Origin of the sequence: Streptomyces sp. NPDC052101 (assembly GCF_040680235.1) — a bacterium.
In the GTDB taxonomy this organism is placed as follows: Bacteria; Actinomycetota; Actinomycetes; order Streptomycetales; family Streptomycetaceae; genus Streptomyces.
In genome coordinates, this window is the sequence record NZ_JBFAWH010000035.1 from 1 (window position 1) to 23,990 (window position 23,990).

The following is a 23,990-nucleotide window of genomic DNA, read 5'->3' on the forward strand; positions in this document are numbered from 1 at the left end:
CTCGTGCTGGGCCCGGACAACGTTCCGGTGATCGCCGACACGCATCAGGCCGAACGGGACGTACCCCTTGCGGTGCTCTCGGCCATGACACACGGACGCGGCCCCCACACTCCGGCCATACTGGAATCCCTGGCCGCCGCCCTGCGGACCATCGACCCCGACAGCGCCGCAGTCTTCGTGCAGTTTGTCGACTCCTGCCTGGCCGACCCCCAGGCGAAAGAGATGTGGAGGGACTTGATGACCGCGATCCAGTACTTCTGGCGGCACCCGCTCGCGGAACAGGTACGGGAAGAAGGCAGGGAAGAAGGCCGGGAAGAGGGCCTGGAACAGGGCCTGGAACAGGGCCGGGTAGAGACCAAGGCCGAGATGGTGCTCCACATTCTGGAGTGGCGCCGCATCCCGATGCTCGACGCCGACCGCAAGCGAGTGGCGGCGTGCCGGGACCTTGCCCAACTGGAGGTCTGGGCCCGGCGCGCCGTACACGCCACCGATGCGGCGGAGTTGTTCGACACGGAGTGAGCGCCTGGCCGCGCCGGCCGGGGGTGGGATCTGGCCGGCGCGTTGAGCGAGGGGCGTCAGTTGCGCGGCGTCCTCGGCCAGCCCGTGCACGCCGAGCAGGCCCAGCACGGCGGCGCGGATCCGGGACTCGGCTGCTATGAGCGGGACGCCGAGTCCGCAGCCCATGGACATGGCGCAGTAGCCCACCGGGCCTGCGCCTACCTGGTCAAGGTTCTGCACTGCTGTCAGGACGGCCGCGATCCGGCCGCTCAAGCGCGTTCCCCCCGGCAGGCGTCACCCCCCGGACGAGCGGTCACGATTAGGTTTCGGTCAACGTTCAACCTCTTGCGCCTTGATCGTGTAATCGATTCCAATCCTTCCTGCGGCGTGGATGTAATCGTTTCCACGCCGCGGAGAGTCTCAGGAATCCCGCGAGGAGGTGAGCCCGGCGATGGCGGGTATCAAGGACGTCGCCACCGCGGCGGGGGTGTCCGTCGCCACGGTCTCCCGTGTCCTGAACGGGCACCCGTCGGTCAGCGCCGACGCACGGACGCGGGTGCTGGCCGCCGTCGAGGAGCTGGGCTATCGGCCCAACGCCGTCGCCCGGTCGCTGCGCACCGACCAGACCCACACCCTCGGGCTGGTCATCAGCGACGTGCTGAATCCCTACTTCACCGAGCTGGCCCGTTCCGTGGAGGAGGAGGCCCGAGCGCTCGGGTACAGCGTGATCATCGGGAACGCCGACGAGCGGCCCGAACTGCAGGACCACCACGTGCGGAATCTGCTCGACCGGCGGATCGACGGGCTGCTCGTCTCCCCCACCGACGGTGGGTCGCCGCTCATGCTGGACGCCGCTCGCGCCGGGACGCCCATGGTGTTCGTGGACCGGTGGATCCCCGGCGTGGACGTGCCCGTCGTACGGGCCGACGGGCGGGCCGCCGTACGGGATCTGGTCGCGCATCTGTACGCGCTCGGACACCGGCGGCTCGCCATCATCGCCGGGCCCGCCGCCACCACGACCGGCAGCGAGCGGGTCGAGGCGTTCCGGGCCGCCCTCGCCGAGCACGGGCTTTCGCTCCCCGACGCCTACACGGGCCAGGGCGACTTCCAGGCCGAGAGCGGGCGGCGGGTCACCGAGGGGTTCCTGGATCTCGCCGAGCCGCCGGAGGTCGTCTTCGCGGCCGACAACCTCATGGCACTCGGCGCCCTGGACGCCGTACGCGCGCGTGGGCTGCGGGTACCGGACGACATCGCGCTGGCCGCGTTCGACGACATCCCCTGGTTCGTGCACACCGATCCGCCCGTCACCGCGATCGCCCAGCCGACCGGTGAGCTGGGGCGGGCCGCCGTACGGGCCCTGGTCGACCGCATCGAGGGACGGGAGCCGCGGTCCGTCACCCTGCCCGCCCGGCTCGTCGTGCGCCGCTCGTGCGGTGAGCCCGCCGCGCCTTCGGACATCCCCGCCCCGTCCCCCTCCCCAGCGCAAAGGAGCACATCGTGAGCAACCCGGACGAGTTGCTGCGCATCGAGGGCATACGCAAGACCTTCCCCGGTGTGGTCGCGCTCGACGGCGTCGACTTCGATCTGCGCCGGGGCGAGGTCCATGTGCTGCTCGGTGAGAACGGCGCCGGCAAGAGCACGCTCATCAAGATGCTCTCCGGGGCCCATACGCCCGATGCCGGACGGATCCACGCAGGCGGCCGGGAAGTGCGCATTCACGGCGCCCAGGACGCCGAGCGGCTCGGGATCGCCACCATCTACCAGGAGTTCAACCTCGTTCCGGATCTGACCGTCGCCGAGAACATCTTCCTCGGCCGGCAGCCTCGTCGCTTCGGGATGATCGACCGGAAGCGGATGGAGGCCGAGGCGGAGGCCCTGCTCCAGCGTGTCGGCGTTCCGGTCTCCCCACGCGCGCGTGTGCGTGACCTCGGTATCGCGCGACTGCAGATGATCGAGATCGCCAAGGCGCTCAGCCTGGACGCGCGCGTGCTCATCATGGACGAGCCGACCGCCGTACTCACCTCGGAGGAGGTGGAGAAGCTCTTCGGCATCGTGCGGGCGTTGCGGGAGGACGGCGTCGGCATCGTCTTCATCACGCATCACCTGGAGGAGATCGCCGCCCTGGGGGACCGGGTCACCGTGATCCGGGACGGCAGGAGTGTGGGGCAGGTGCCCGCCTCCACCCCCGAGGACGAACTCGTACGGCTCATGGTCGGGCGCTCAATCGAGCAGCAGTATCCGCGGCAACGGGCCGACCGCGGTGCGGCGTTGCTGTCCGTCGAAGGGCTCACCCGGGACCGGGTCTTCCACGACGTGAGCTTCGAGGTGCACGCCGGTGAGGTCGTCGGGATCGCCGGGCTGGTCGGCGCGGGCCGTACCGAGGTGGCGCGGGCCGTGTTCGGTGCCGATCCGTACGACGGCGGGGTCGTGCGGGTCTGCGGCGACCGGCTCCGGCGGCATGACGTGAACGCCGCCATGGCGGCCGGGGTCGGGCTCGTGCCCGAGGACCGCAAGGGGCAGGGGCTCGTGCTGGACGCCTCCGTGGAGGAGAACCTCGGGCTCGTCACCCTGCGGGCCGCCACCCGGGGCGGGCTCGTCGACCGGAAGGCACAGCACGCCGCCGCCGAGCGGATCGCCCGGCAACTCGGTGTGCGCATGGCGGGCCTCGGGCAGCATGTGCGCACCCTGTCCGGCGGCAATCAGCAGAAGGTCGTCATCGGCAAGTGGCTGCTGGCCGACACCAAGGTGCTGATCCTCGACGAGCCGACGCGCGGGATCGACGTCGGCGCCAAGGTCGAGATCTACCAGCTGATCAATGAACTGACCGCCGCCGGGGCCGCCGTACTGATGATCTCCAGCGATCTGCCGGAGGTGCTCGGCATGAGCGACCGGGTGCTGGTCATGGCCCAGGGCCGGATCGCCGGTGAACTCACGGCCGACGAGGCCACCCAGGACGCCGTCATGGCGCTCGCCGTCTCCACCCCCACCAGCGCGACCACCGAGAAGGAGGCCAGCCGTGGCCACTGACACGCTCAACAGCCGGACGGGCGCGAGCGGCGGCCCGGGCGGCCTGCGCCGGCTGCTGCTCGACAACGGCGCGCTCACCGCGCTGATCGTCCTCCTCATCGCCCTGTCGGCGCTGTCCGGTGACTTCCTGACGACGGACAACCTGCTCAACATCGGTGTGCAGGCCGCCGTGACGGCGATCCTCGCCTTCGGTGTGACCTTCGTGATCGTCTCGGCGGGCATCGACCTGTCGGTCGGGTCCGTGGCCGCGCTGTCGGCGACCATGCTGGCTTGGAGCGCCACCCAGCACGGCGTGCCGGTGGCACTGGCGGTCCTCCTCGCCGTCGCCACGGGTGTCGTGGCGGGGCTGGTGAACGGTTTCCTCATCGCCTACGGCAAGTTGCCGCCGTTCATCGCGACGCTGGCCATGCTGTCGGTGGGGCGCGGTCTCGCCCTGGTGATCTCACAGGGGTCGCCGATCGCCTTCCCCGACTCGGTCTCGCACCTCGGTGACACGCTCGGCGGCTGGCTGCCGGTGCCGGTGCTGGTCATGGTGGTCATGGGGCTGATCGCGGCGCTCGTGCTGGGACGGACGTACATCGGGCGCTCGATGTACGCGATCGGCGGCAACGAGGAGGCCGCGCGGCTGTCGGGGCTGCGGGTGAAGCGGCAGAAGCTCGCGATCTACGCGCTGTCCGGGGTGTTCGCGGCGGCCGCCGGCATCGTGCTGGCCTCCCGGCTGTCCTCGGCGCAGCCCCAGGCCGCCGACGGCTACGAGCTGGACGCGATCGCGGCGGTCGTCATCGGCGGCGCCTCGCTCGCGGGCGGCACCGGCAAGGCGTCCGGCACGCTGATCGGCGCGCTGATCCTCGCGGTGCTCAGGAACGGCCTCAACCTCCTTTCCGTGTCGGCCTTCTGGCAGCAGGTCGTGATCGGTGTCGTCATCGCGCTGGCGGTGCTGCTGGACACCGTGCGCCGCAAGGCGGGGGCGGCCCCGGTGACCACGGGCGGTGCTCCCGGCGGCAAGGGCAGGCAGGCGGCGACGTACGGGCTCGCGGCCGTGGTGACCGTGGCGATCGTCGGCGCGACCTCCTTCCTGCACGGCGGCTCGCCGGCCTCGACGACCCCGAGGATGGGCCTGTCGCTGTCCACCCTCAACAACCCCTTCTTCGTGCAGATCCGGGCGGGCGCCCAGGCCGAGGCGAAGCGGCTGGGCGTGGACCTGACCGTCACGGACGCCCAGAACGACGCCTCCCAGCAGGCCAACCAGCTGCAGAACTTCACCAGTTCGAGCCTGGGCGCGATCATCGTGAACCCGGTGGACTCGGACGCGGCGAGCAACTCGGTGAAGGCCGCCGACAAGGCGGGGATCCCGGTGATCGCCGTCGACCGGGGCGTCAACAAGGCCGACCTGGACGCCCTGGTGGCCTCCGACAACGTGGCGGGCGGCGAGCTGGCCGCCAGGACGATCGCCGAGAAGCTCGGCGGCAAGGGCAGGATCGTGATCCTGCAGGGCCAGGCGGGTACGTCGGCGGCGCGGGAGCGGGCGCAGGGCTTCGCGGACGGTCTGAAGGCCTACCCCGGTATCCAGGTGGTGGCCCAGCAGCCGGCCGACTTCGACCGCACCAAGGGACTCGACGTGATGTCGAACCTGCTCCAGGCCCACCCCGACGTCCAGGGCGTCATCGCCGCCAACGACGAGATGGCGCTCGGCGCGATCAAGGCGCTCGGCTCCAAGGCCGGCAAGTCCGTGCAGGTGGTCGGTTTCGACGGCACCCCGGACGGGCTGACGGCTGTGAAGAACGGCACGCTGTACGCGTCGGTCGCCCAGCAGCCGACGCAGTTGGGAAGGATTGCCGTGGACAACGCGCTGAAGGCGGTTCAGGGCAAGAAGGTGGAGCCGACGGTGAAGGTACCGGTGAAGGTGGTCACGAAGGACAACGTGGCGGGATTCAGCGGCTGACAGCGGGCGGCCGCCGGCAAGGGGCGGGTCAACTGCCAGCAGGGCATCTCTCAGCGGTCATCTCTCAGGGGAACAAGGGGAGTCAACTGATGTACGACTACGACCTGTTGGTCGTCGGTTCGGCCAACGCCGACCTGGTCATCGACGTCGAACGGAGACCGGCCGCCGGTGAGACGGTGCTCGGCGGCGACCTGGCCGTCCACCCGGGCGGCAAGGGTGCCAACCAGGCGGTCGCCGCCGCCCGGCTCGGCGCGGGTACGGCCCTGCTGGCCCGGGTCGGAGACGATACCTACGGCCGGCTGCTCCTCGACTCCCTGCGCGCGTCCGGCGTCGACACGGTCGGCGTGCTGGTGGGCGGGGCGCCGACGGGCGTGGCGCTGATCACCGTGGACCCCTGCGGGGACAACAGCATCGTGGTGTCGCCCGGTGCCAACGCCCGGCTGACCCCGGCGGACATCCGCGCGGCCGTCAGCCTGTTCCTCGCCTCGCGGGTGGTGTCGGCGCAGCTGGAGATCCCGCTGGAGACGGTCGTGGAGGTCGTGCGGAACCTGTCCCCGGACGGTCGCTTCGTGCTGAACCCGTCGCCGCCGCGCCCCTTGCCCACGGAGGTGCTGGCGGCCTGCGATCCGCTGATCGTCAACGAGCACGAGGCGCGGGTGATCCTCGGCGAGTCCTGTGTGAGCGAGGACCCGGCGGACTGGGCGCGGCTGCTGCTGGCCAAGGGGCCGCGCTCGGTGGTGGTGACGCTGGGCGCGGAGGGGGCGCTGGTGGCCGACTCCCACGGTGTCTCTTCCGTGCCGTCGGTGAAGGTGGACGCGGTGGACACGACCGGTGCCGGGGACGCGTTCACGGCGGCGCTGGCCCGGCAGCTGGGGTCGGGTGCCTCCCTGATGGAGGCGGCGGGGTACGCGGCCCGGGTCGGCGCGGCGGCCGTGACGAAGCGGGGCGCGCAGGAGTCGTATCCGACGGCGGCCGAGGTGGACGCCCTGTGAAGAGGGCGGGCATCCTCAACCGCCATCTCGCCGGTGCGCTGGCCGAGTTGGGGCACGGGGACGGGGTGCTCGTGTGCGACGCGGGCATGCCGATCCCGGCCGGGCCGCGCGTGGTGGACCTGGCGTTCCGGGCCGGCGTCCCGTCCTTCGCCGAGGTCCTGGACGGTCTGCTGGCCGAGCTGGTGGTGGAGGGCGCCACGGCCGCGCGGGAGCTGCGCGGGCCCAACCGGGCTTTACTGGACGGCCACTTCCAGGATCTCGAACTCGTCCCGCACGAACGCCTCAAGGAACTCTCGACGGGCGCCCGACTGGTGGTCCGCACCGGGGAGGCACGGCCGTATGCGAATGTGCTGCTGCGGTGCGGGGTGTTCTTCTGACGCCGTGCCCTTCCGAGGCTGGGCGCTTCTCGGACAAGCTCGGCACATGGACTGGATGCCCCTGCTCTCGACGCTGGCCGGTGCCGTCATCGGCATCACGGCCACTCTGATCGCCGATCGCAACCGGTGGCGACGGGAGGATGCCAGAAACGCGCTGGAGATACGGCGCGAGGTGTACACGGAGTTCGTTTCCGCCCTGAAGGCCGCAGGTGAGGAGATACGGGCGATCGCCTTGGGCGATCACCTGTCCGAGTCGGCGCGCGATGAGGCCGTGCGGGAGGCCGTCCGTGGCACGGGCATCTACACGGCGAGTGAACGCCTCTGGCTCGTGGGGCCGCCGCAGGTTGTGGCGGCGGGGAACGAGGCGTTCCACAGCCTGCGCGCGCTACGCGACGCCTACGCCCGAGGCGCGGCTGTCGACTCTGCCGAGGTAGCGCCCCTGATAGCGCGGCGGCGCGCGGCCATGGCCCGGATGCGCAGCCTCATGCGTGCGGACCTGGGCATCGGGCCCCTGGAGATCGAGTGACCGTCACCGAGGGCCTGCCGGGAAAGCGCCGAGGAAACGCTCCACCGTCTCCGCCAGCACCTCCCGCCCGTCCCTGGCCCACAGCTCCTCGTTGAAGAGTTCGACCTCGATCGGGCCCGTGTAGCCGGCCGCCTCCACATACCCCCGCCACTCGCGCATGTCGATCGCGCCGTCGCCGAGCTGGCCCCGGCCGTTGAGGACACCCTCGGGCAACGGGGTGATCCAGTCGGCGAGTTGGAAGGTGTGGATACGGCCGCTCGCGCCCGCGCGGGCGATCTGCGCGGGCGCCTGGTCGTCCCACCAGATGTGGTACGTGTCCACGGCCACCCCGACCTGATGTGCGGGGAAGCGTTCGGCGAGGTCCAGGGCCTGGGCCAGCGTCGAGACCACGCAGCGGTCGGCCGCGTACATGGGGTGCAGGGGCTCGATGGCCAGACGGACGCCGCGCTCGGCGGCGTACGGGGCGAGGGCGGCGAGGGCGTCGGCGATGCGCTGGCGGGCCGCCCGCAGGTCCTTGCTGCCGGGCGGGAGGCCGCCGGAGACCAGGACCAGCGTGTCGGTGCCGAGGGTGGCCGCCTCCTCGATCGCACGCCGGTTGTCCGCCAGCGCCGCCGCCCGCTCCTTCGGGTCGATCGCCGTGAAGAAGCCGCCCCGGCACAGGGTCGTCACCGTCAGGCCCGCGTCGCGCATCAGCTCGGCGGCGGCCTCGACGCCGTAAGCCTGGACCGGCTCGCGCCACAGGCCCACCTGCGTGACATCCAACTGGACGCAGACGTCCGCGAGTTCGGGGAGTGTCAGCTGCTTCACCGTCATCTGGTTGATGCTGAAGCGCGTCCGATCGGTCATTGGTCCACCCCGTACAGCGACAGCAGGTTCTTCATCCGCTCCTCCGCCAGTTTCGGGTCCGGGAACAGGCCCAGGCCGTCCGCGAGTTCGTAGGCGCGGGCCAGGTGCGGGAGGGAGCGGGCCGACTGGAGGCCGCCGGCCATGGTGAAGTGCGACTGGTGGCCCGCCAGCCAGGCCAGGAAGACCACGCCCGTCTTGTAGAAGCGGGTCGGGGTCTGGAAGAGGTGCCGGGACAGCTCGACCGTGGGGTCCAGCAACCCCCGGAAACCGGTCACATCACCCGTGTCCAGCACCCGTACCGCCTCCGCCGCCAGCGGGCCCAGCGGGTCGAAGATGCCGAGCAGGGCGTGGCTGAAGCCCTGGTCGTCGCCCGCGATCAGCTCGGGGTAGTGGAAGTCGTCGCCGGTGTAGCAGCGGACCCCTCGGGGCAGCCGGCGACGGAGGTCGATCTCCCTCCGCGCGTCCAGCAACGACACCTTGATGCCGTCCACCTTGTCCGGGTGCGCGGCGACGACCTCCAGGAACACCTCGGTCGCCGCGTCCAGGTCGGCCGAGCCCCAGTAGCCCTCCAGCGCCGGGTCGAACATCGGGCCCAGCCAGTGCAGGATCACCGGCTCGGCGCACTGGCGGAGCAGATGGCCGTAGATCTCCAGGTAGTCCTCGGGGCCGGAAGCCGCGGCGGCCAGGGCCCTCGACGCCATCAGGATCGCCTGGGCGCCCGACTCCTCCGCCACCGCGAGCTGTTCCTCGTAGGCCGCGCGGATCTCCGCCGGAGAACCGGCCGTGATCTGGTCGGTGCCGACCCCGCAGGCGATCCGGCCGCCGGCCGACCGCGCCTCGGCCGCGCTGCGGCGGATCAGCTCGGCCGCGCCCGCCCAGTCCAGGCCCATGCCGCGCTGGGCGGTGTCCATCGCCTCGGCGACGCCGAGTCCGTGGGACCACAGATGGCGGCGGAAGGCGAGGGTGGCGTCCCAGTCGACGGCGGCGGGTGAGTCGGGGGTCGTGTCGGCGTACGGGTCGGCCACGACATGGGCCGCCGAGAAGACCGTGCGGGAGCTGAAGGGGGTGCTCGACGAGAACACCGGTGGATCGGTACGGGGGATGTACGGCCGCAGTGCGCCGTCGGCGGAGGGGAGTCGGATCGTCACAGGGAGATCTCCGGCACCTCGATGCGGCGGCCCTCGGCGGAGGACTTCAGGCCCAGTTCGGCCAGCTGCACGCCGCGGGCGCCGGCCAGCAGGTCCCAGTGATAGGGGGCGTCGGCGTAGACGTGCTTGAGGAACAGCTCCCACTGGGCCTTGAAGCCGTTGTCGAAGTCCGCGTTGTCCGGCACCTCCTGCCACTGGTCGCGGAAGGCCTCGGTGGCGGGGACGTCCGGGTTCCAGACCGGCTTGGGGGTCGCCGACCTGTGCTGCGCCCGGCAGTTCCTGAGCCCCGCGACCGCCGAGCCCTCCGTTCCGTCGACCTGGAACTCCACCAGCTCCTCGCGGTTGACCCGGACCGCCCAGGAGGAGTTGATCTGGGCGATCGCACCGCCCTCCAGCTCGAAGATGCCGTAGGCCGCGTCGTCCGCCGTCGCGTCGTAGGGCTTGCCGCTCTCGTCCCAGCGCTGCGGGATGTGGGTGGTGGCGAGGGCCTGGACGGACCTCACCCGGCCGAACAGCTCGTGCAGCACGTACTCCCAGTGCGGGAACATGTCGACGACGATGCCGCCGCCGTCCTCGGCGCGGTAGTTCCAGGAGGGCCGCTGGGCGGGCTGCCAGTCGCCCTCGAACACCCAGTAGCCGAACTCGCCCCGGACGGACAGGATCCGCCCGAAGAAGCCGCCGTCGACGAGCCGCTTCAGCTTCAGCAGGCCCGGCAGGAAGATCTTGTCCTGGACCACGCCGTGCTTGACGCCCCGCTCCTCGGCGAGCCGGGCGAGTTCGAGGGCGCCCGCCAGTCCCGTCGCGGTCGGCTTCTCGGTGTAGACGTGCTTTCCGGCGGCGATCGCCTTCTTGATCGCCTCCTCGCGGGCGGAGGTGACCTGGGAGTCGAAGTAGATGTCCACGCTGTCGTCGGCGAGGACCGCGTCGACGTCCGTCGAGATCTCGTGGAGGCCGTGCCGGTCGGCGATCTCCCTGAGCGCGTGCTCGCGGCGGCCGAGCAGGATCGGCTCGGGCCACAGCACGGTGCCGTCGCCGAGGTCGAGCCCGCCCGCCTCGCGCAGGGCGAGGATCGAGCGGACGAGGTGCTGGCGGTGGCCCATGCGCCCGGTCACGCCGTTCATGGCGATACGCACCGTCTTGCGTGTCACGTCAGTCCCCTCTGTCAACACAAGCAGCAAGCGCTTTCTATCCGGAGAAGCTAGCCTCTGGACACTGTCTGTACAAGACCGTGTCCCCTTCGAGTTGTTCGAGGGGGCGAACACCCGGGGTCCATGGCTTTAAGGTCTGCTCGACAGTTTCTCGGAACCAGCAGCGCGACCTGGCTGTCTACGAGGGCGTACGACACGATGCGCGACCGGAGGACGACGACATGACGGTGACCCTGGCGGATGTGGCGGCCCGCGCCCAGGTCTCACCCGCGACGGTGTCGCGCGTGCTGAACGGCAACTACCCCGTGGCCGCCGCCACGCGTGAGCGGGTGCTGCGGGCGGTGGACGAGCTGGACTACGTCCTCAACGGCCCCGCGAGCGCCCTGGCGGCGGCCACGTCGGACCTGGTCGGCATCCTCGTCAACGACATCGCGGACCCGTTCTTCGGGATCATGGCGAGCGCGATCCAGGCCGAGATCGGCGGCGTCGGGGGCGGCCGGGCGGGCGGTGAGCGGCTCGCGGTCGTGTGCAACACGGGCGGATCGCCGGAGCGGGAGCTGACGTATCTCACGCTGCTGCAGCGGCAGCGGGCGGCGGCCGTGGTGCTGACCGGCGGGGCCGTGGAGGACGCGCCGCACGCGGCGGCGGTCGCGGCGAAGCTGCGCAAGCTCACGGAGGCCGGCACCCGGGTGGTGCTGTGCGGGCGGCCGCCGGCGGCCGGCACCGACGCCGTCGCCCTGACCTTCGACAACCGCGGGGGCGGCCGGGAACTCACCGACCATCTGATCGGCCTCGGCCATCGCCGGCTCGGCTATATCGCGGGTCCGGTGGAGCGTACGACCACCCGGCACCGCCTGGAGGGGCACCGGGCTGCGCTGGCCGCGGCGGGCATCGAGGAGGACCCGCGCCGGACCGTGCACGGGCGGTACGACCGCCAGTCCGGTTACGAGGCCACGCTGGAGCTGTTGCGCCGCGACCCCTCGCTGACGGCGATCGTCGCCGCGAACGACTCCGTCGCGCTGGGGGCGTGCGCGGCGCTGCGGTCGTCCGGGCTGCGGATTCCGGAGGACGTGTCGGTGGCCGGCTTCGACGACCTGCCGTTCAGTGTCGACGCGGTGCCTTCGCTGACGACGGTGCGGCTGCCGCTCGCGGAGGCGGGGGCCAGGGCCGGGCGTATCGCCATGGGGCGGGAGGAGGCGCCGCCCGGGGGCATCGCCACCGTTCGAGGCGAGTTGATGGTGCGGGGGTCTTCCGGGGTGCCCCGGTCAGCCGGGAAGTGACCGCCCCAGCAGCGGCAGCGGCGCCTGACCCCTGCGGCGGTCGCGGTACCAGCGCTTGCCGACCTCGTAGGCCCGCAGCGCCCTGCGGACCGTGGCGAGCTGGGTGGCGAGGTGGACCTGGTACTTCCAGGGGCTCTGATGACCGGTGCGTACCGCCATGGCGTAGGCGAAGGACACCGGGTCCCGGTCCAGGTAGTCGTCGAGCTGCTCGAACCAGGCCATGCTGGCGCGCGCTCCGGCCTGCACGGAGTGCAGTTCCGCGCGGCGGTGCTGGTCGTACTCGCGCAGTGAGGTCCTCAGGTCCGGGTACCGGGACAAGCTGTGGGCCAGCACGATCGCGTCGATGATCGCCAGCCGGGTTCCGGAGCCCAGCGTGAAGTGGGTGGTGTGCGCGGCATCGCCCGCCAGCACGACATTGCCGTCGAGCCATGTCCGGTTGCTGATGTGCGAGAACCGCTGCCACTTCGCGGGCTCGCCACGTGAGCGGCTGAACAGGGAGCGGCCGTCGAGCGCACGGTGGAAGATCTTCTCCAGCAGGGGTACGGCCTCCTCGGCGTCGAGCGTGTCGAGGCCCAGGCCCTGCCAGGTCTGCGGCGAGCACTCCACGATGCAGGTGCTGATCCGGCCCTGGATCGACGGGTAGGCGTGGAACCAGATCCAGCCCGCGGGGGTCTCCTCGAAGCAGAACACGAAGCTCTCGAACTGCCGGTCCGTGCCGAGCCAGATGTAGGGATTGCGGCCGGTCTCGAACCGGGTGCCGAAGTGCTCGGCGCGGCTCTGCCGGATCCGGCTGCCCGCGCCGTCGGCCGCCACGATCAGGTCGGCTTCCGGCAGGTCGGTCGGGTCGGCGAGGCTCTCGTGCCGGACGTCGACGCCGAGGGACCGCGCGCGCCGGGTCAGGACCTCCAGCAGGGCCGCACGGCCCATGCTGTAGCCGTAGCCCCCGAAGTACGCGGTGCCGTCGTGCCGGCTGCCGTGCAGGCGTATCTCCTGCTGCTGCCAGAGCACGGAACCGGCGCTCACCGCTCGTGCGCTCTCGGGGTCGTTCTGGTGCAGGATGTCCAGCAGATCGTTCCAGTACACGACACCCCAGCCGTACGTCGCCTCCGGCGGGTCCCGCTCGATCACGATGATCTCGTGGCCGGCGTCCCGCAGTTTCGCGGAGATCGAGAAGTACAGCCCGGCCGGGCCTCCACCCACGCAGACGATCCTCATCCGGTCACCGCCTCACCGTGCAGCCGACATGGATCCGGGTGCCCCATGGGGTCGGGCACCCGGATCCACCCTTTGTTCTCAGGGGGTGTGGGTCACACCTGCTGACATTCAGTCGCAGTTGTCGTCTCCCCAGCCCCAGCCGCCGTGGTCGTCTCCCCAACCCCAGCCGCCATGGTCGCCCCAACCCCAGCCGCCGTGGTCGTCTCCCCAACCCCAGCCGCCATGGTCGCCCCAACCCCAGCCGCCGTGGTCGTCTCCCCAGCCCCAGCCACCGTGGTCGTCGCCCCAGCCGCCGCCGTGGTCGTGGTCGTACGCGACGGTGACGTGGTCGGGAGCAGCGGTGGTGGTGGCCGCGTGGGCGGCTCCGGCTCCGGCCGCGAGGGCGAGGAGCGGTGCCGAGCAGACCGCGATGGCCACTCTCTTGATACGGGTGGTGTGCGCGCGCATGATGAAGCCCCTCTCCAGAGGGTGTGGTGGATTTACCGGCGGCCTCGACGGACCGTCCGCATGCGCTCCAGAGCCTGCGCGCAGCTCTGCGCGTCGCCCGCCGCTCGCGATGCGCGCTCCGGCGGCGGGTCGTCACGTCCGAAGTTGAAACGGACATAAGTGACGTTTGATTTCAAACGTACGATGAGATCGAGAGGATGTCAAAGGCAGGGCCCGGCAGGGAACGTAAGAACCAGCAAAGGAAGTTGAGGCGCCGAGAGGAACGGGCCGTGGACGCGGAGGGGCGGCGGGCCTAGGCTCTCAGGGGCGGCATATCTGACTGAGTCAGACATCCTGAGCCAGCATCCTGAGCATCCGGGGGCGATCATGACCGTCCAGGACGTCCGCGCCTTCAACCGCTTCTACACGGGCCTCATCGGCGCCCTCGACCACGGCCGCCGTCTCTACGCCCCGTACACCCTCACCGAAGCCCGCGTGCTGTACGAACTCGCTCAGGTCCCGCACCTCGACGCGGCCGATGTGCGCACCCTGCTCGACCTCGACGCCGGGTATCTGAGCCGGATCCTGAACAGATTCGAGGAGACCGGGCTGATCGAGCGCGGGCCCTCGCAGAGCGATCCGCGCCGGCGGCGGGTGCGGCTGACCGCGCGGGGGCAGGAGGCCGCCGGGCTGCTGGACGAGCGGGCCCGGGAGAGGGTCGGGGCCCTGCTCGACACCGTGGCCCCGGCCGACCGGCCGCGGCTGGCGGAGGCCATGCGGACCATCCAGGACATCCTCGGCGAGCCGCGCGCCGCCTTCCGCGAGATTGCGCTGCGCGAGCCCCGACCCGGCGACCTCGGCTGGATCGTGCAGCGAAACGCCGCCCTGTACGCCGCCGAGTACGGCTGGAACGCCGACTACGAGGGGCTGGTCGCCCGGATCGTCGCCGACTTCGCGGAGGACCACGACCCACATCTGGAGCGGGTGTGGATCGCCGAGCGGGGAAGCCAGCCGGTGGGCTGTGTGATGTGCGTACGGGACGAGGCACCCGGTGCCGCCCGGCTGCGGCTGCTGCTCGTCGAACCCGAGGCACGCGGGCACGGCATCGGAGACCGGCTGGTCGGGGCCGTGATCGACTTCGCGCGCGGGGTCGGCTACCGCGAGCTGGTGCTGTGGACCAACGACGTGCTGGGCGCCGCCCGCCGCATCTACCAGCGGCACGGCTTCGTCCTCGCCGCCGAGAAGCCGCACCGCTCCTTCGGCCGGGATCTCGTGGGCCAGGACTGGCGGCTGGATCTGCACACATCGGACGAGTGACAGGTCCGCACGGATCGGGCGGGTGACGAGTAGGGTCCGATCCATGAAGCTGGCGTTCTCCACCCTCGGTGTCCCCGGCCTGCCCGTCCCCGAGGTCCTGGCACTCGCGACCGCCCACGGCTACCACGGCGTCGAACTGCGCGCCCACCCCGAGGAGCCGGTGCGTCCCGGCCTCTCCCCCGCCGAACGCGCCGGGACCGCGGCCCTGTTCAAGGAGGCCGGGGTCGAGGTGCTGAGCGTCGCCGGGTACGCGCGCGTCGCCGCGCCCGGTGCCGACGCGCCCGTGCTGACGGAGATCCGGGATCTCCTGCAGCTCGCCCACGACCTCGGCGCACCCTTCGTCCGGGTCTTCCCCGGCGCCGACCCGGACCGACCGCACGAGGAGTCCGACGCCATCGCCGCCCGGCGGCTCGGCACGGCCGCGGAGGACGCCGCCGCGCTGGGCGTGCGGATTCTGCTGGAGACGCATGACTCGCACCGCACGGGTGCGGACGCGATCCGGATCCTCGGCCCGGTGGGACACCGGCAGGTCGGTGCGCTGTGGGACGTCATGCACACCTGGCTGGGCGGCGAGCAGCCCTCCGACACCTATGCGGCACTCGCCCCGCACCTGGGATATGTGCAGGTCAAGGACATCGCCTCGGCCGACGACACGACGCCGCTGCCGCTGGGCTCGGGCGTACTTCCGCTCACCGAGTGCGTGGACGTGCTGTGCCGGCGCGGGTGGGACGGGTGGCTGTGCTGGGAGTACGAGGCACGCTGGTACGGGTCGGCGGCGCCGCTCGGGGGGCTGCTCGGTGCCGGTCGGGATCATCTGCTGCGGCTCTTGGACGAGGCGGCGTAGTCCGGCCGCGCGTGCGGGCCGCTCGTCGTCGCTTCGCGCACAACTCCCTCTGGTGTGACAGCTGTTGCTCCGATAGTTTCCGGCGCACATCTGTCTCACAGGGGAGTGCGCATGCGCAAGGTGCTCAGATGGCTGCTGGCGCTCGCGGTGTTCATAGGAACGCTGAGCGGTACAGCGGCGGGAGCGGCCACCGCCGCCCAGTCCGAGCCCACCGACATCAAGGACCGGCTGCTCGCCATACCGGGCATGAGCCTGATCGAGGAGAAGCCGTACCCCGGCTACCGGTACTTCGTCCTGAACTACACCCAGCCGATCGACCACCGGCACCCCGACCGCGGCACCTTCCAGCAGCGCATCACCGTGCTGCACAAGGACGTGAGCCGACCGACGGTCTTCTACACCAGCGGCTACAACGTCTCCACGACCCCGTCCCGCAGCGAGCCCACCCGGATCGTGGACGGCAACCAGGTCTCCCTGGAGTACCGCTTCTTCACCCCCTCCCGCCCCGACCCCGCCGACTGGTCCAAGCTCGACATCTGGCAGGCGGCGAGCGACCAGCACCGCGTGTTCGAGGCGCTCAAGCCGGTCTACGGCGGCCACTGGATCGCCACCGGCGGCTCCAAGGGCGGCATGACGGCGACGTACTACGAGCGTTTCTACCCGAGGGACATGGACGGGGTCGTCGCGTACGTCGCGCCCAACGACGTCGTCAACGACGAGGACTCGGCCTACGACCGCTTCTTCACCGCCGTCGGCACCAAGCAGTGCCGGGACCGGCTGAACGCGGTCCAGCGGGAGGCGCTGGTGCGCCGGGGGCCGCTGGAGAAGAAGTACGCCCGGTACGCCGCCGACAAGGGCTACACCTTCGACACCATCGGCGGTCTGGACAAGGCGTACGAGGCGGTCGTCCTCGACTATGTCTGGGGCTTTTGGCAGTACAGCCTGCTGAAGGACTGCGACACCGTCCCGGCCGACGCGGCGACCGCGAGCGACGACGCGCTCTGGAAGTCGGTCGACACCATCTCCGGATTCTCCGCCTACACCGACCAGGGGCTCGCGCAGTTCACGCCGTACTACTACCAGGCCGGCACCCAGCTGGGCTCGCCGACCATCCATTTCCCTTACATCGAGCGGAAGTTGATCCGCTACGGCTACCAGCCGCCGCGCAACTTCGTGCCGCGCTCGATCCCGATGCGCTTCCAGCCGTTCGCGATGCGGGACGTGGACACATGGGTCCGCCACCACGCCACCCATATGCTCTTCGTGTACGGCCAGAACGACCCCTGGGGTTCGGAGCGCTTCCGCGTCGGCACGGGCGCCCGTGACTCCTATGTCTTCACCGCGCCCGGCATGAACCACGGGGCGAACGTGGCCGGACTGACCCCTGACCAAATGACCCTGGCCACGGCCCGAATCCTTGACTGGGCAGGCGTGGCGTCACCGGCGGTCCAGCACGACCCGTCGTCGGCGAAGCCCCTGGCTCGCCATGACGCGAAGCTGGACGTACAGGGGGTGGAGCGGGAGCCCGCGCTGCGTCCGTAGCGCTCGCCGGGGAGAGAGAACATCGAGACTGGCGGCGGGTCCGGATGACTCGCCGTCACGTCAGACGGGACGGGCGCAGCCGACGGGCCGGTTCCCGCCGAGTTGGACATAGAGGACCGTCGATCCCGGGCACAGGGCGCGGTCGGTGACCGCCTTCGTGACCTTGTACTGCGGTTTCCGCTGCCCCGAGCCGTCGCACGCCGTCTCGCGCACCTGGCCGTCCCCCGAGTCGTACACGCAGTCGCCCGGGATCGTGCGCGGGCCGCCGCCGGCGCCGGGGTCGCCGGGGTGCGGGGGCTCCAGGTTGCGCATGCAGGCGTAGCCCGGGGCGATCGCGGCCTGGGCGCTGATGTGCAGGACGAAGTCGGTCGTCGCCGGGCACAGGGGGCCGTCGGTGACGGCACCGTCGTAGCGGGCGACGACCCTGGCCGCCGCCCGCTCGCCGGCGCAGGGCACCTCGGTGAAGCTGGTCGTGCCGAAGGAGCTGCACTCGCCGACCGCGAGGAACTCGGCGCCGTAGCCGCCGGTCGTGGCCGGGGTGGGGCGGGCGTCGCCGACGGGGGCGCCCGCCGGGCCCCGGCAGCCGGCCAGCAGGGCGGCCGGGAGCAGGCATGCGAGGCACACGGCTGTGACGGCACCTTTCCCGCGCATGGCTATCCCCCTGACACCCCGGTCCAGCGTGGCCCTTGGCGGCGGGGCCACGCCAGACATGTGGGAGGGTTTCCGCCTGTTGGGGGGATTACGCCTGGTGCGTGGCGTACGACTAGTACGTCAGCCCGTGCCCGATCGGGTACAGCACCTGTGCGGGGTCGTCGGCCCGCTGCACCGGCACCGGCAGCCTGCCGCACGGAGCCACGCGTCCGGCGATCACCCGTGCGGCGGCGCACACTTCGACGTCCGTCCAGCCGTAGGACGCCAAGTACCCCTTGACGGAGGTGAGTTGGGCCACGTCGTAGGGGTTGCGGACGGCGAGGGCCGCCAGGGGCCTGCCCGTGGCCAGCAGCTGCTCCACCAGTGTCTTCTGCGCGTCGCCCGTCGTCACGTTGTACGTCGCCACGATCACCGCGTCCGCGTCCCGCGCGGCCGTGACCGCCTGGGCGATGGCCGTGGCGGAGGGCGAGGTGCCGGTGGACAGGGCGGTGGCGGTGAAGCCCAGTTCGGTCAGGGCGGCGGCCAGCACGCCGGTGGGCGGGCCGGTGGTGCCGGAGGGGGAGTCCGGGTCGGCGCCGACGACCAGGATCCGGCGCTCGGTCCGGGGATCGAGGGGGAGGACGCGGTCCTCGTTGACCAGCAGGGTCGTGGTGCGCTCGGCGATGCGGTCGGCGGCGGCCAGGTGCTCCTTGGTGCCGACCGTGCGCTCGATGGGCGCCCGGTCGGTGCGCGGGGGATCGAGGAGTCCGAGGCGGGCCTTCAGGCGCAGGATGCGCAGGATCGATTCGTCCAGGCGGGACTCGGTCAGTTCACCGTCCTGTACGGCCTTCAGCACGGCGTTGAAGGCCACGTCGATCGACGGCGGGTTGAGCAGCTGGTCGACGCCGGCCTTCAGGGCGAGCACCGGCACCCGGTCGTCGCCGTACTTGGTGCGGACGCCCTGCATGCCGAGGGAGTCGGTGATCACGACGCCGTCGTAGCCGAGTTCGCCGCGCAGGATGCCGGAGAGGATCGGGCGGGAGAGGGTGGCGGGGTCGCCGGAGTCGTCCAGGGCCGGGAACTGGATGTGGGCGGTCATGATCGAGTCGATGCCCGCGGCGATGGCCGCGCGGAAGGGGACGGCGTCCAGCTTCTCCCACAGGTCCCGGCTGTGGGTGATGACCGGGAAGCCGGTGTGGCTGTCGACGGCGGTGTCGCCGTGCCCCGGGAAGTGCTTGGCGGTCGCCGCGACACCGGACGCCTGATAGCCCTTCGCCTCGGCTGCCACCAGCGCGGCGACCGCGTCCGGGGCGGCGCCGAACGACCGTACGCCGATGATCGGGTTGGCCGGGTTGACGTTGACGTCGGCGTCCGGTGAGTAGTCCTGGTTGATGCCCATCGCGCGCAGTTCGGCGCCGGAGATCCGGCCGAGGGTGTGCGCGTCGGAGAGGGAGCCGGCGGCGCCGACGGCCATGGCGCCGGGGAAGAGGGTGGCGGGCTTGCCGACCCGGCAGACCGCGCCGTGCTCCTGGTCGGTGGAGATCAGCACCGGCAGGCCGCGCGGCTGGGCCAGGGAGGCCTTCTGGATGCCGTCGGAGAGGTCCGCGATCTGGTGCGGGTCACGGGTGTTGTGGGCCCAGGTGAAGTAGATGATGCCGCCGACACGGTACTTCGCGATCAGCTCGGCGGCCGTGCGGACGCCGATCTCCTTGAGGTTGGCGTCGATGTCGGCCTGGTCGGGGGCGGTGGCGGAGTGGCCGTAGACCCGCATCACGAAGAGCTGGCCGACCTTCTCCTGAAGCGTCATCCGGGAGATCAGGCCGCGCAGCCGACGGGCGCCCGGGCCGGTGGCCGCGTCGGCGGTGGCCGGTACGGTCAGCGCGGCGGTGAGGCCCGCGGTCGCGGCGAGGACGGCGCGTCTGGACGGCCGTGCGGCGTTTCCCGTGCTTCCCGTGCTGGTGTCGCTTCCCGTGCTGGTGTCGGGCACGTGCGCTCCTTCCAGAGGAGAACCGCTGAAGGAAACTTCCGAGGAGTCAGCAATATCCGGGAAGTTTCTTTCCGTCAAGGGACTGCACAGTAACCAGCAAGGGGCCGCCACCGGCGTATTCGCGGGGGCGCGCCGGTGGCGGCGGGCTGTCGGCCGTGCCATGGCGGTGAGGGTGGGTCGGCGTTCGCGGCCAGTCGCGAGGGGCCGACACCACGGCACGGAGGACTCGTCCGGCAACCCGCGCGTTGGACGGGCGCGGGGGCGGGGCGGTTCCCCGCGCGCCACAGCCGAGGACCGTAGCCCGGGCGGCGCTGCCCGGTGGCACCTGACCTGCGGGGAAGCGAGGCTGGTGGCAGTCATCGCCCGAAGGGGGCTCGGCTCCGTCCGAGCGTCCGGCCACACTGGGAGGACGCTCCATGCCCGACCGGAAGCGCAAGGGCTTGTCCGGGAGATGGCGCCGCGCCCGCGCCACGGCCCGCCGACGCGCTTGCCACCGCCCGCCCGGCACCGACGCCTCCGCCTCGCCCTGCACTCTCCCGGACGACGAAGAGCGGCTGCCCAAGGCCGAGCACCGGATCGCCCTCGTGATGAACGGCGGCGTCAGCCTCGCCGTGTGGATGGGCGGCGTCACCCACGAACTCGACCTGCTCCGGCGGGCGTCACGCGGGGACCCCGCCGACAGCGTCCCGCCGGAGGAACGCCAGGTCTTCGAGATCTGGCAGGAGGCCGCGGACAGGGCCAGGGTCGAGGTGAAGGTCGACATCGTCTCCGGCACGTCCGCGGGCGGACTCAACGGCTTGCTGCTGGCCACGACCATCGCCCGCGGAGCCCCGCTCGCGAAACTCCGCGACCTGTGGCTCAAGCTCGCCTCGCTGGACAAGCTGAGCCGCGGGAAACGCACCAGGTGCCGGAAGACCCTGCTCGACGGGAGATGGTTCGAGAAGAGGGTGAAGGACGCCCTCTCCGAGATGCTTCCGGGAACACAGCCGCGCTCGGAACGCGTCACCCTCTTCGTCACCGCCACCGCGCTGGACGGCCGGCACCGGGACTACGAGGACAGCGTCGGCAGTGCCTTCAGCGTGCGTGACCACCGGCGTATGTACCGCTTCCGCAACGACCCCGAGACCTTCCGCTATGTCGATGAGGGGACCACGTGGAAGCTCAGGAAGTGGGCCTTCAGGGAATTCGCCGACACCAACATCCAGGCCCTGGCCAGGGCGGCACGCGCCACGGCCAGCTATCCGGTGGCGTTCCAGCCGGTCAGCGAACATCTTCTCCTCGACTACCGGGTCCATCCCGCGAAGGCGCTGGACGTCCCCGCGAGTTGTGTGATGGACGGCGGTGTCCTCAACAACGCGCCCTTCACCCCCGTCCTCGACGAGATCACCGAACGCCGTGGCGGTCCGGCCGAGCGCGTCGTCATGTTCGTCGTCCCCTCCGGCGGCGTGCTGGCCGACGAGGCGGTGAAGGACACGCGGTGCGACGAGATCCCCATCACGACGGCTGCCTGGAGCGCGCTCAACTATCCCCAGGAGGTCGATTTCCGCTCCGGGATCGACGACGTGCAGTTCCGCCTGGAGATCAGCGGCCCGAGGTCCCGGGACGAACTGCTCGACCGGCTCCTCGACCGCGTGCAGAGCCCCGAGGAGGAGCGCGGCATGCGTACGGCTGCGCAGGCCCTGTACGCCGAGTACCGCAGGAGCCGGGTCCTGGCCGTACGGAGACGGCTCACCGTCACCAATGCGCGGGTGACCTCGCTGAGAAACGCCGAGGTGCCTTCGGACGAGACCCTCCGGCAGATCCTCGCGCGGGACGGTCTGATGTGGCTCCCGTCCGCCGATCCGCGGAGCCTCACCGAGCCCGGCCTGGAGGAGTGGCGTTGGGGCGTCACCCCTGCGGAGCGGCTTCTGCAGAACCTGCTGTACCAGCTCCACAAGCTTCTCGACGCGGCGCGCGGGGACGAGGACCGGGACAGGGTGCGGGTGGTCTCCGACGCGATCCGGTTCGTCAACGACACTCTCCTGAGGGTCCTCGCCGTCAATGAGGTCGTACACGAGAAGACGCAGTGGGACGAGTGCCCCCCGGGCCCGTGGGAGGAGGCGCTCAGGCTCAACGAGGTGTTCACGAGTCTCTCGGTCCCGACGCAGGTCGGCGCGCTGGTGCTCGCCGCCGCGCACTGCTTCCTGCACACGGCGCACGCGGACGACCATTACGAGCGGTGGAAGGCGCCGGAGGACGTCGTGGCCGCCATGCTCCTGGTGGAGGTCCTCACCCAGAGCTTCGCCCCACCCGCTCGGGCCATGGAAAAGCTCTCCCCCGAGTTCCGGTTCCTGCGGCTCGGCCCGGACCACATGGGTCCCCTGTTCAACGAGGACTGGTCGGTGGATCTGGGCGCCAGGAAACTGTTCGGGCTGAACTGCTACCACTTCGCCGCGTTCATGAGCGAGGAGTGGCGCCGATACGACTTCGCGTGGGGGCGACTCGATGCCGCCCATCACCTCCTGGGCCTCCTGTCAGGGCAACCGGACGACGAGCGGACCGAACGCAGGCTGCACGAGGCGATCCTCAGGGCGGAGAATCCCGGGGAGGCGGACCCGGCCGAGCGGATGAGGGCTCGTCTGAAAGATCTCGTGGCACTGACGAACGCCGACATCCTGGTACAGGGGCTGCCCGGAAGGACGCGGAGGAATCTGCTGCGCCCCCTGGGCCTCTGGCGGCTTCTGCTCGGTCCGTCGGTCTGGGCGTACCTGTGGCTCGCGACATGGCGGTGCCGACGGCCGCCGCCGTGGGCACGCCTGCGCGCGGTCGCGGGCGCGGTCGTCGTCCTGGCACTGATCGCTTTCGTGCTGGCGGTCCTGATCGCCGGGGTCGTGAGCTTCGCGCGCTGGTTCGCATAGCTCGTGCGGCAGGGGCAGATTCCGAGAGCTGTCCGTTTCCCGGACATCCCCGTCCCGGGATTCGGCCGCAGGCCATGATGAGGGCCATGCCCGCAGTCGACATCCCCGGTTCCAAGTCCATCACCGCGCGTGCGCTCTTTCTCGCGGCCGCCGCCGACGGCGTCAGCACGCTGGTGCGTCCGCTGCGCTCCGACGACACTGAGGGGTTCGCCGAGGGGCTGGCCCGGCTCGGCTACCGGGTGGGGCGGAGTCCGGACGCCTGGCAGGTGGACGGGCGTCCGCAGGGGCCCGCGCTCGCCGAGGCCGACGTCTACTGCCGGGACGGCGCCACCACCGCGCGCTTCCTGCCGGTCCTGGCCGCCGCCGGTCACGGCACCTACCGCTTCGACGCCTCCCCGCAGATGCGCCGCCGCCCCCTCGGCCCGCTCAGCCGCGCCCTGCGCGACCTCGGTGTCGAGCTGCGGCACGAGGAGGCCGAGGGCCACCATCCGCTCACCGTCCGGGCGTCCGGTGTGGAGGGCGGCGAGGTGGTGCTGGACGCCGGCCAGTCCTCCCAGTACCTGACCGCGCTGCTCCTGCTGGGCCCACTGACCCGCAAGGGGCTCAGGATCCGGGTGACCGACCTGGTCTCGGCGCCGTATGTGGAGATCACGCTGGCGATGATGCGGGCGTTCGGCGTGGAGGTCGTCCGGGACAGGGATGGGGAGGGGGACGGGGAGGTGTACTGCGTCCCGGCGGGCGGCTACCGGGCCACCGCCTACGCCGTCGAGCCGGACGCCTCCACCGCGAGCTACTTCTTCGCGGCGGCCGCCGTCACGCCGGGCCGCGAGGTGACCGTGCCCGGCCTCGGCACCGGCGCGCTCCAGGGCGACCTGCGCTTCGTCGAGGTGCTGCGGCGGATGGGCGCCGAGGTGGAGATCGCGGCGGACCGGACGACCGTACGCGGCACGGGAGTCCTGCGCGGGCTCACCGTGAACATGCGGGACATCTCCGACACCATGCCGACGCTCGCCGCGATCGCGCCGTTCGCCTCCGGCCCCGTCCGTATCGAGGACGTGGCCAACACCCGGGTGAAGGAGTGCGACCGGCTGGAGGCCTGCGCGGACAACCTGCGGCGGCTCGGCGTGGCCGTGGCGACCGGCCCCGACTGGATCGAGATCAGCCCCGGCACGCCCGCGCCCCACACCGAGATCAAGACCTGCGGCGACCACCGCATCGTGATGTCCTTCGCGGTGACGGGCCTGCGCACCCCGGGTCTGGCGTACGACGACCCGGGCTGCGTCCGCAAGACGTTCCCGGGGTTCCACGAGGCGTTCGCGAACCTGCCGGAAGCGGGAGCGCGCTGACC

The 23,990-nt window shown here is 71.3% G+C and carries 19 protein-coding genes and 2 pseudogenes; 13 read left to right on the forward strand and 8 right to left on the reverse strand.

From position 1 onward, the window contains the following. A pseudogene (locus AB0L75_RS36850) lies at nucleotides 1-519 on the forward strand (hypothetical protein); the annotation flags it as partial. Nucleotides 520-573: 54 nt separating this feature from the next. Here the strand turns inward: AB0L75_RS36850 and AB0L75_RS36855 are convergent. Next, nucleotides 574-753 (reverse strand): annotated as a pseudogene (locus tag AB0L75_RS36855) (alpha/beta hydrolase); the annotation flags it as partial. Nucleotides 754-949: 196 nt separating this feature from the next. Here AB0L75_RS36855 and AB0L75_RS36860 point away from each other — a divergent pair. The 6 genes from AB0L75_RS36860 to AB0L75_RS36885 all read left to right on the forward strand — a co-directional run bounded on the left by AB0L75_RS36860 (nucleotide 950) and on the right by AB0L75_RS36885 (nucleotide 7,362). Further along, the gene (locus AB0L75_RS36860) at nucleotides 950-1,999 is read left to right on the forward strand and encodes a LacI family DNA-binding transcriptional regulator (RefSeq protein WP_365190244.1); all 1,050 of its coding nucleotides are present in this window, start codon (nucleotides 950-952) and stop codon (nucleotides 1,997-1,999) included. Then, nucleotides 1,996-3,525 carry a sugar ABC transporter ATP-binding protein gene (locus AB0L75_RS36865; protein ID WP_365190247.1) on the forward strand — a complete coding sequence of 510 codons (1,530 nt, stop codon included), beginning with the start codon at nucleotides 1,996-1,998 and terminating at the stop codon, nucleotides 3,523-3,525. Before AB0L75_RS36860 ends, AB0L75_RS36865 begins: the two co-directional genes overlap by 4 nt. Continuing rightward, nucleotides 3,515-5,467: a substrate-binding domain-containing protein gene (locus AB0L75_RS36870; protein WP_365190250.1), complete on the forward strand. Its 1,953-nt coding sequence runs from the start codon at nucleotides 3,515-3,517 to the stop codon at nucleotides 5,465-5,467. The genes AB0L75_RS36865 and AB0L75_RS36870 overlap by 11 nt, the downstream gene beginning before the upstream one ends. A gap of 89 nt (nucleotides 5,468-5,556) precedes the next feature. Beyond that, complete coding sequence (locus AB0L75_RS36875) at nucleotides 5,557-6,459, forward strand: ribokinase (protein ID WP_365190253.1); 903 nt, start codon at nucleotides 5,557-5,559, stop codon at nucleotides 6,457-6,459. Next, complete coding sequence (rbsD, locus tag AB0L75_RS36880) at nucleotides 6,456-6,836, forward strand: D-ribose pyranase (protein WP_365190256.1); 381 nt, start codon at nucleotides 6,456-6,458, stop codon at nucleotides 6,834-6,836. Before AB0L75_RS36875 ends, rbsD begins: the two co-directional genes overlap by 4 nt. A gap of 46 nt (nucleotides 6,837-6,882) precedes the next feature. After that, nucleotides 6,883-7,362: a hypothetical protein gene (locus tag AB0L75_RS36885; protein WP_365190259.1), complete on the forward strand. Its 480-nt coding sequence runs from the start codon at nucleotides 6,883-6,885 to the stop codon at nucleotides 7,360-7,362. 3 nt (nucleotides 7,363-7,365) lie between these two features. Here AB0L75_RS36885 and AB0L75_RS36890 read toward each other — a convergent pair whose 3' ends face one another. Genes AB0L75_RS36890 through AB0L75_RS36900 form a run of 3 tightly spaced genes read right to left on the reverse strand, consistent with a single transcriptional unit; the run spans nucleotide 7,366 to nucleotide 10,504 of the window. After that, on the reverse strand, nucleotides 7,366-8,208 hold the full coding sequence (locus AB0L75_RS36890) for a sugar phosphate isomerase/epimerase family protein (RefSeq protein WP_365190262.1): 843 nt from the start codon (nucleotides 8,206-8,208) through the stop codon (nucleotides 7,366-7,368). Further along, complete coding sequence (locus AB0L75_RS36895) at nucleotides 8,205-9,356, reverse strand: dihydrodipicolinate synthase family protein (protein WP_365190265.1); 1,152 nt, start codon at nucleotides 9,354-9,356, stop codon at nucleotides 8,205-8,207. Before AB0L75_RS36895 ends, AB0L75_RS36890 begins: the two co-directional genes overlap by 4 nt. After that, entirely contained in the window at nucleotides 9,353-10,504 is a 1,152-nt protein-coding gene (locus AB0L75_RS36900) for a Gfo/Idh/MocA family oxidoreductase (RefSeq protein ID WP_365190267.1), read from the reverse strand. The genes AB0L75_RS36895 and AB0L75_RS36900 overlap by 4 nt, the downstream gene beginning before the upstream one ends. Nucleotides 10,505-10,725: 221 nt before the next feature. On the opposite strand from AB0L75_RS36900, the gene AB0L75_RS36905 reads away from it, so the two are divergent. After that, a complete protein-coding gene (locus AB0L75_RS36905) occupies nucleotides 10,726-11,784 on the forward strand; it encodes a LacI family DNA-binding transcriptional regulator (RefSeq protein ID WP_365190270.1) in 1,059 nt (352 codons plus the stop codon). Here the strand turns inward: AB0L75_RS36905 and AB0L75_RS36910 are convergent. Beyond that, nucleotides 11,770-12,984: an FAD-dependent monooxygenase gene (locus AB0L75_RS36910; protein ID WP_365190273.1), complete on the reverse strand. Its 1,215-nt coding sequence runs from the start codon at nucleotides 12,982-12,984 to the stop codon at nucleotides 11,770-11,772. The genes AB0L75_RS36905 and AB0L75_RS36910 overlap by 15 nt on opposite strands. A 123-nt stretch (nucleotides 12,985-13,107) precedes the next feature. Beyond that, the gene (locus AB0L75_RS36915; RefSeq protein WP_365190276.1) at nucleotides 13,108-13,446 is read right to left on the reverse strand and encodes a hypothetical protein; all 339 of its coding nucleotides are present in this window, start codon (nucleotides 13,444-13,446) and stop codon (nucleotides 13,108-13,110) included. Nucleotides 13,447-13,812: 366 nt separating this feature from the next. On the opposite strand from AB0L75_RS36915, the gene AB0L75_RS36920 reads away from it, so the two are divergent. The 3 genes from AB0L75_RS36920 (at nucleotide 13,813) to AB0L75_RS36930 (ending at nucleotide 17,128) form a co-directional block, all read left to right on the forward strand. Next, the gene (locus AB0L75_RS36920) at nucleotides 13,813-14,742 is read left to right on the forward strand and encodes a GNAT family N-acetyltransferase (protein ID WP_365190279.1); all 930 of its coding nucleotides are present in this window, start codon (nucleotides 13,813-13,815) and stop codon (nucleotides 14,740-14,742) included. 43 nt (nucleotides 14,743-14,785) lie between these two features. Further along, entirely contained in the window at nucleotides 14,786-15,586 is an 801-nt protein-coding gene (locus AB0L75_RS36925; RefSeq protein WP_365190282.1) for a sugar phosphate isomerase/epimerase family protein, read from the forward strand. Nucleotides 15,587-15,697: 111 nt separating this feature from the next. Then, nucleotides 15,698-17,128 (forward strand): S28 family serine protease, encoded by a 1,431-nt coding sequence (locus AB0L75_RS36930; RefSeq protein WP_365190285.1) that lies wholly within the window; start codon nucleotides 15,698-15,700, stop codon nucleotides 17,126-17,128. A 60-nt stretch (nucleotides 17,129-17,188) separates the two neighbouring features. Here the strand turns inward: AB0L75_RS36930 and AB0L75_RS36935 are convergent, their stop codons facing one another. After that, on the reverse strand, nucleotides 17,189-17,779 hold the full coding sequence (locus tag AB0L75_RS36935; RefSeq protein WP_365190288.1) for a hypothetical protein: 591 nt from the start codon (nucleotides 17,777-17,779) through the stop codon (nucleotides 17,189-17,191). Nucleotides 17,780-17,891: 112 nt separating this feature from the next. Beyond that, nucleotides 17,892-19,745 (reverse strand): glycoside hydrolase family 3 protein, encoded by a 1,854-nt coding sequence (locus AB0L75_RS36940; RefSeq protein ID WP_365190291.1) that lies wholly within the window; start codon nucleotides 19,743-19,745, stop codon nucleotides 17,892-17,894. Nucleotides 19,746-20,161: 416 nt separating this feature from the next. Here AB0L75_RS36940 and AB0L75_RS36945 point away from each other — a divergent pair, with 416 nt between their 5' ends. Next, nucleotides 20,162-22,642 carry a DUF3376 domain-containing protein gene (locus tag AB0L75_RS36945; protein ID WP_365190294.1) on the forward strand — a complete coding sequence of 827 codons (2,481 nt, stop codon included), beginning with the start codon at nucleotides 20,162-20,164 and terminating at the stop codon, nucleotides 22,640-22,642. 86 nt (nucleotides 22,643-22,728) lie between these two features. Next, nucleotides 22,729-23,988, forward strand: coding sequence for a 3-phosphoshikimate 1-carboxyvinyltransferase (gene aroA, locus AB0L75_RS36950; RefSeq protein ID WP_365190296.1), 1,260 nt, complete (start codon nucleotides 22,729-22,731; stop codon nucleotides 23,986-23,988). The last annotated feature ends 2 nt before the right edge of the window (nucleotides 23,989-23,990 follow it).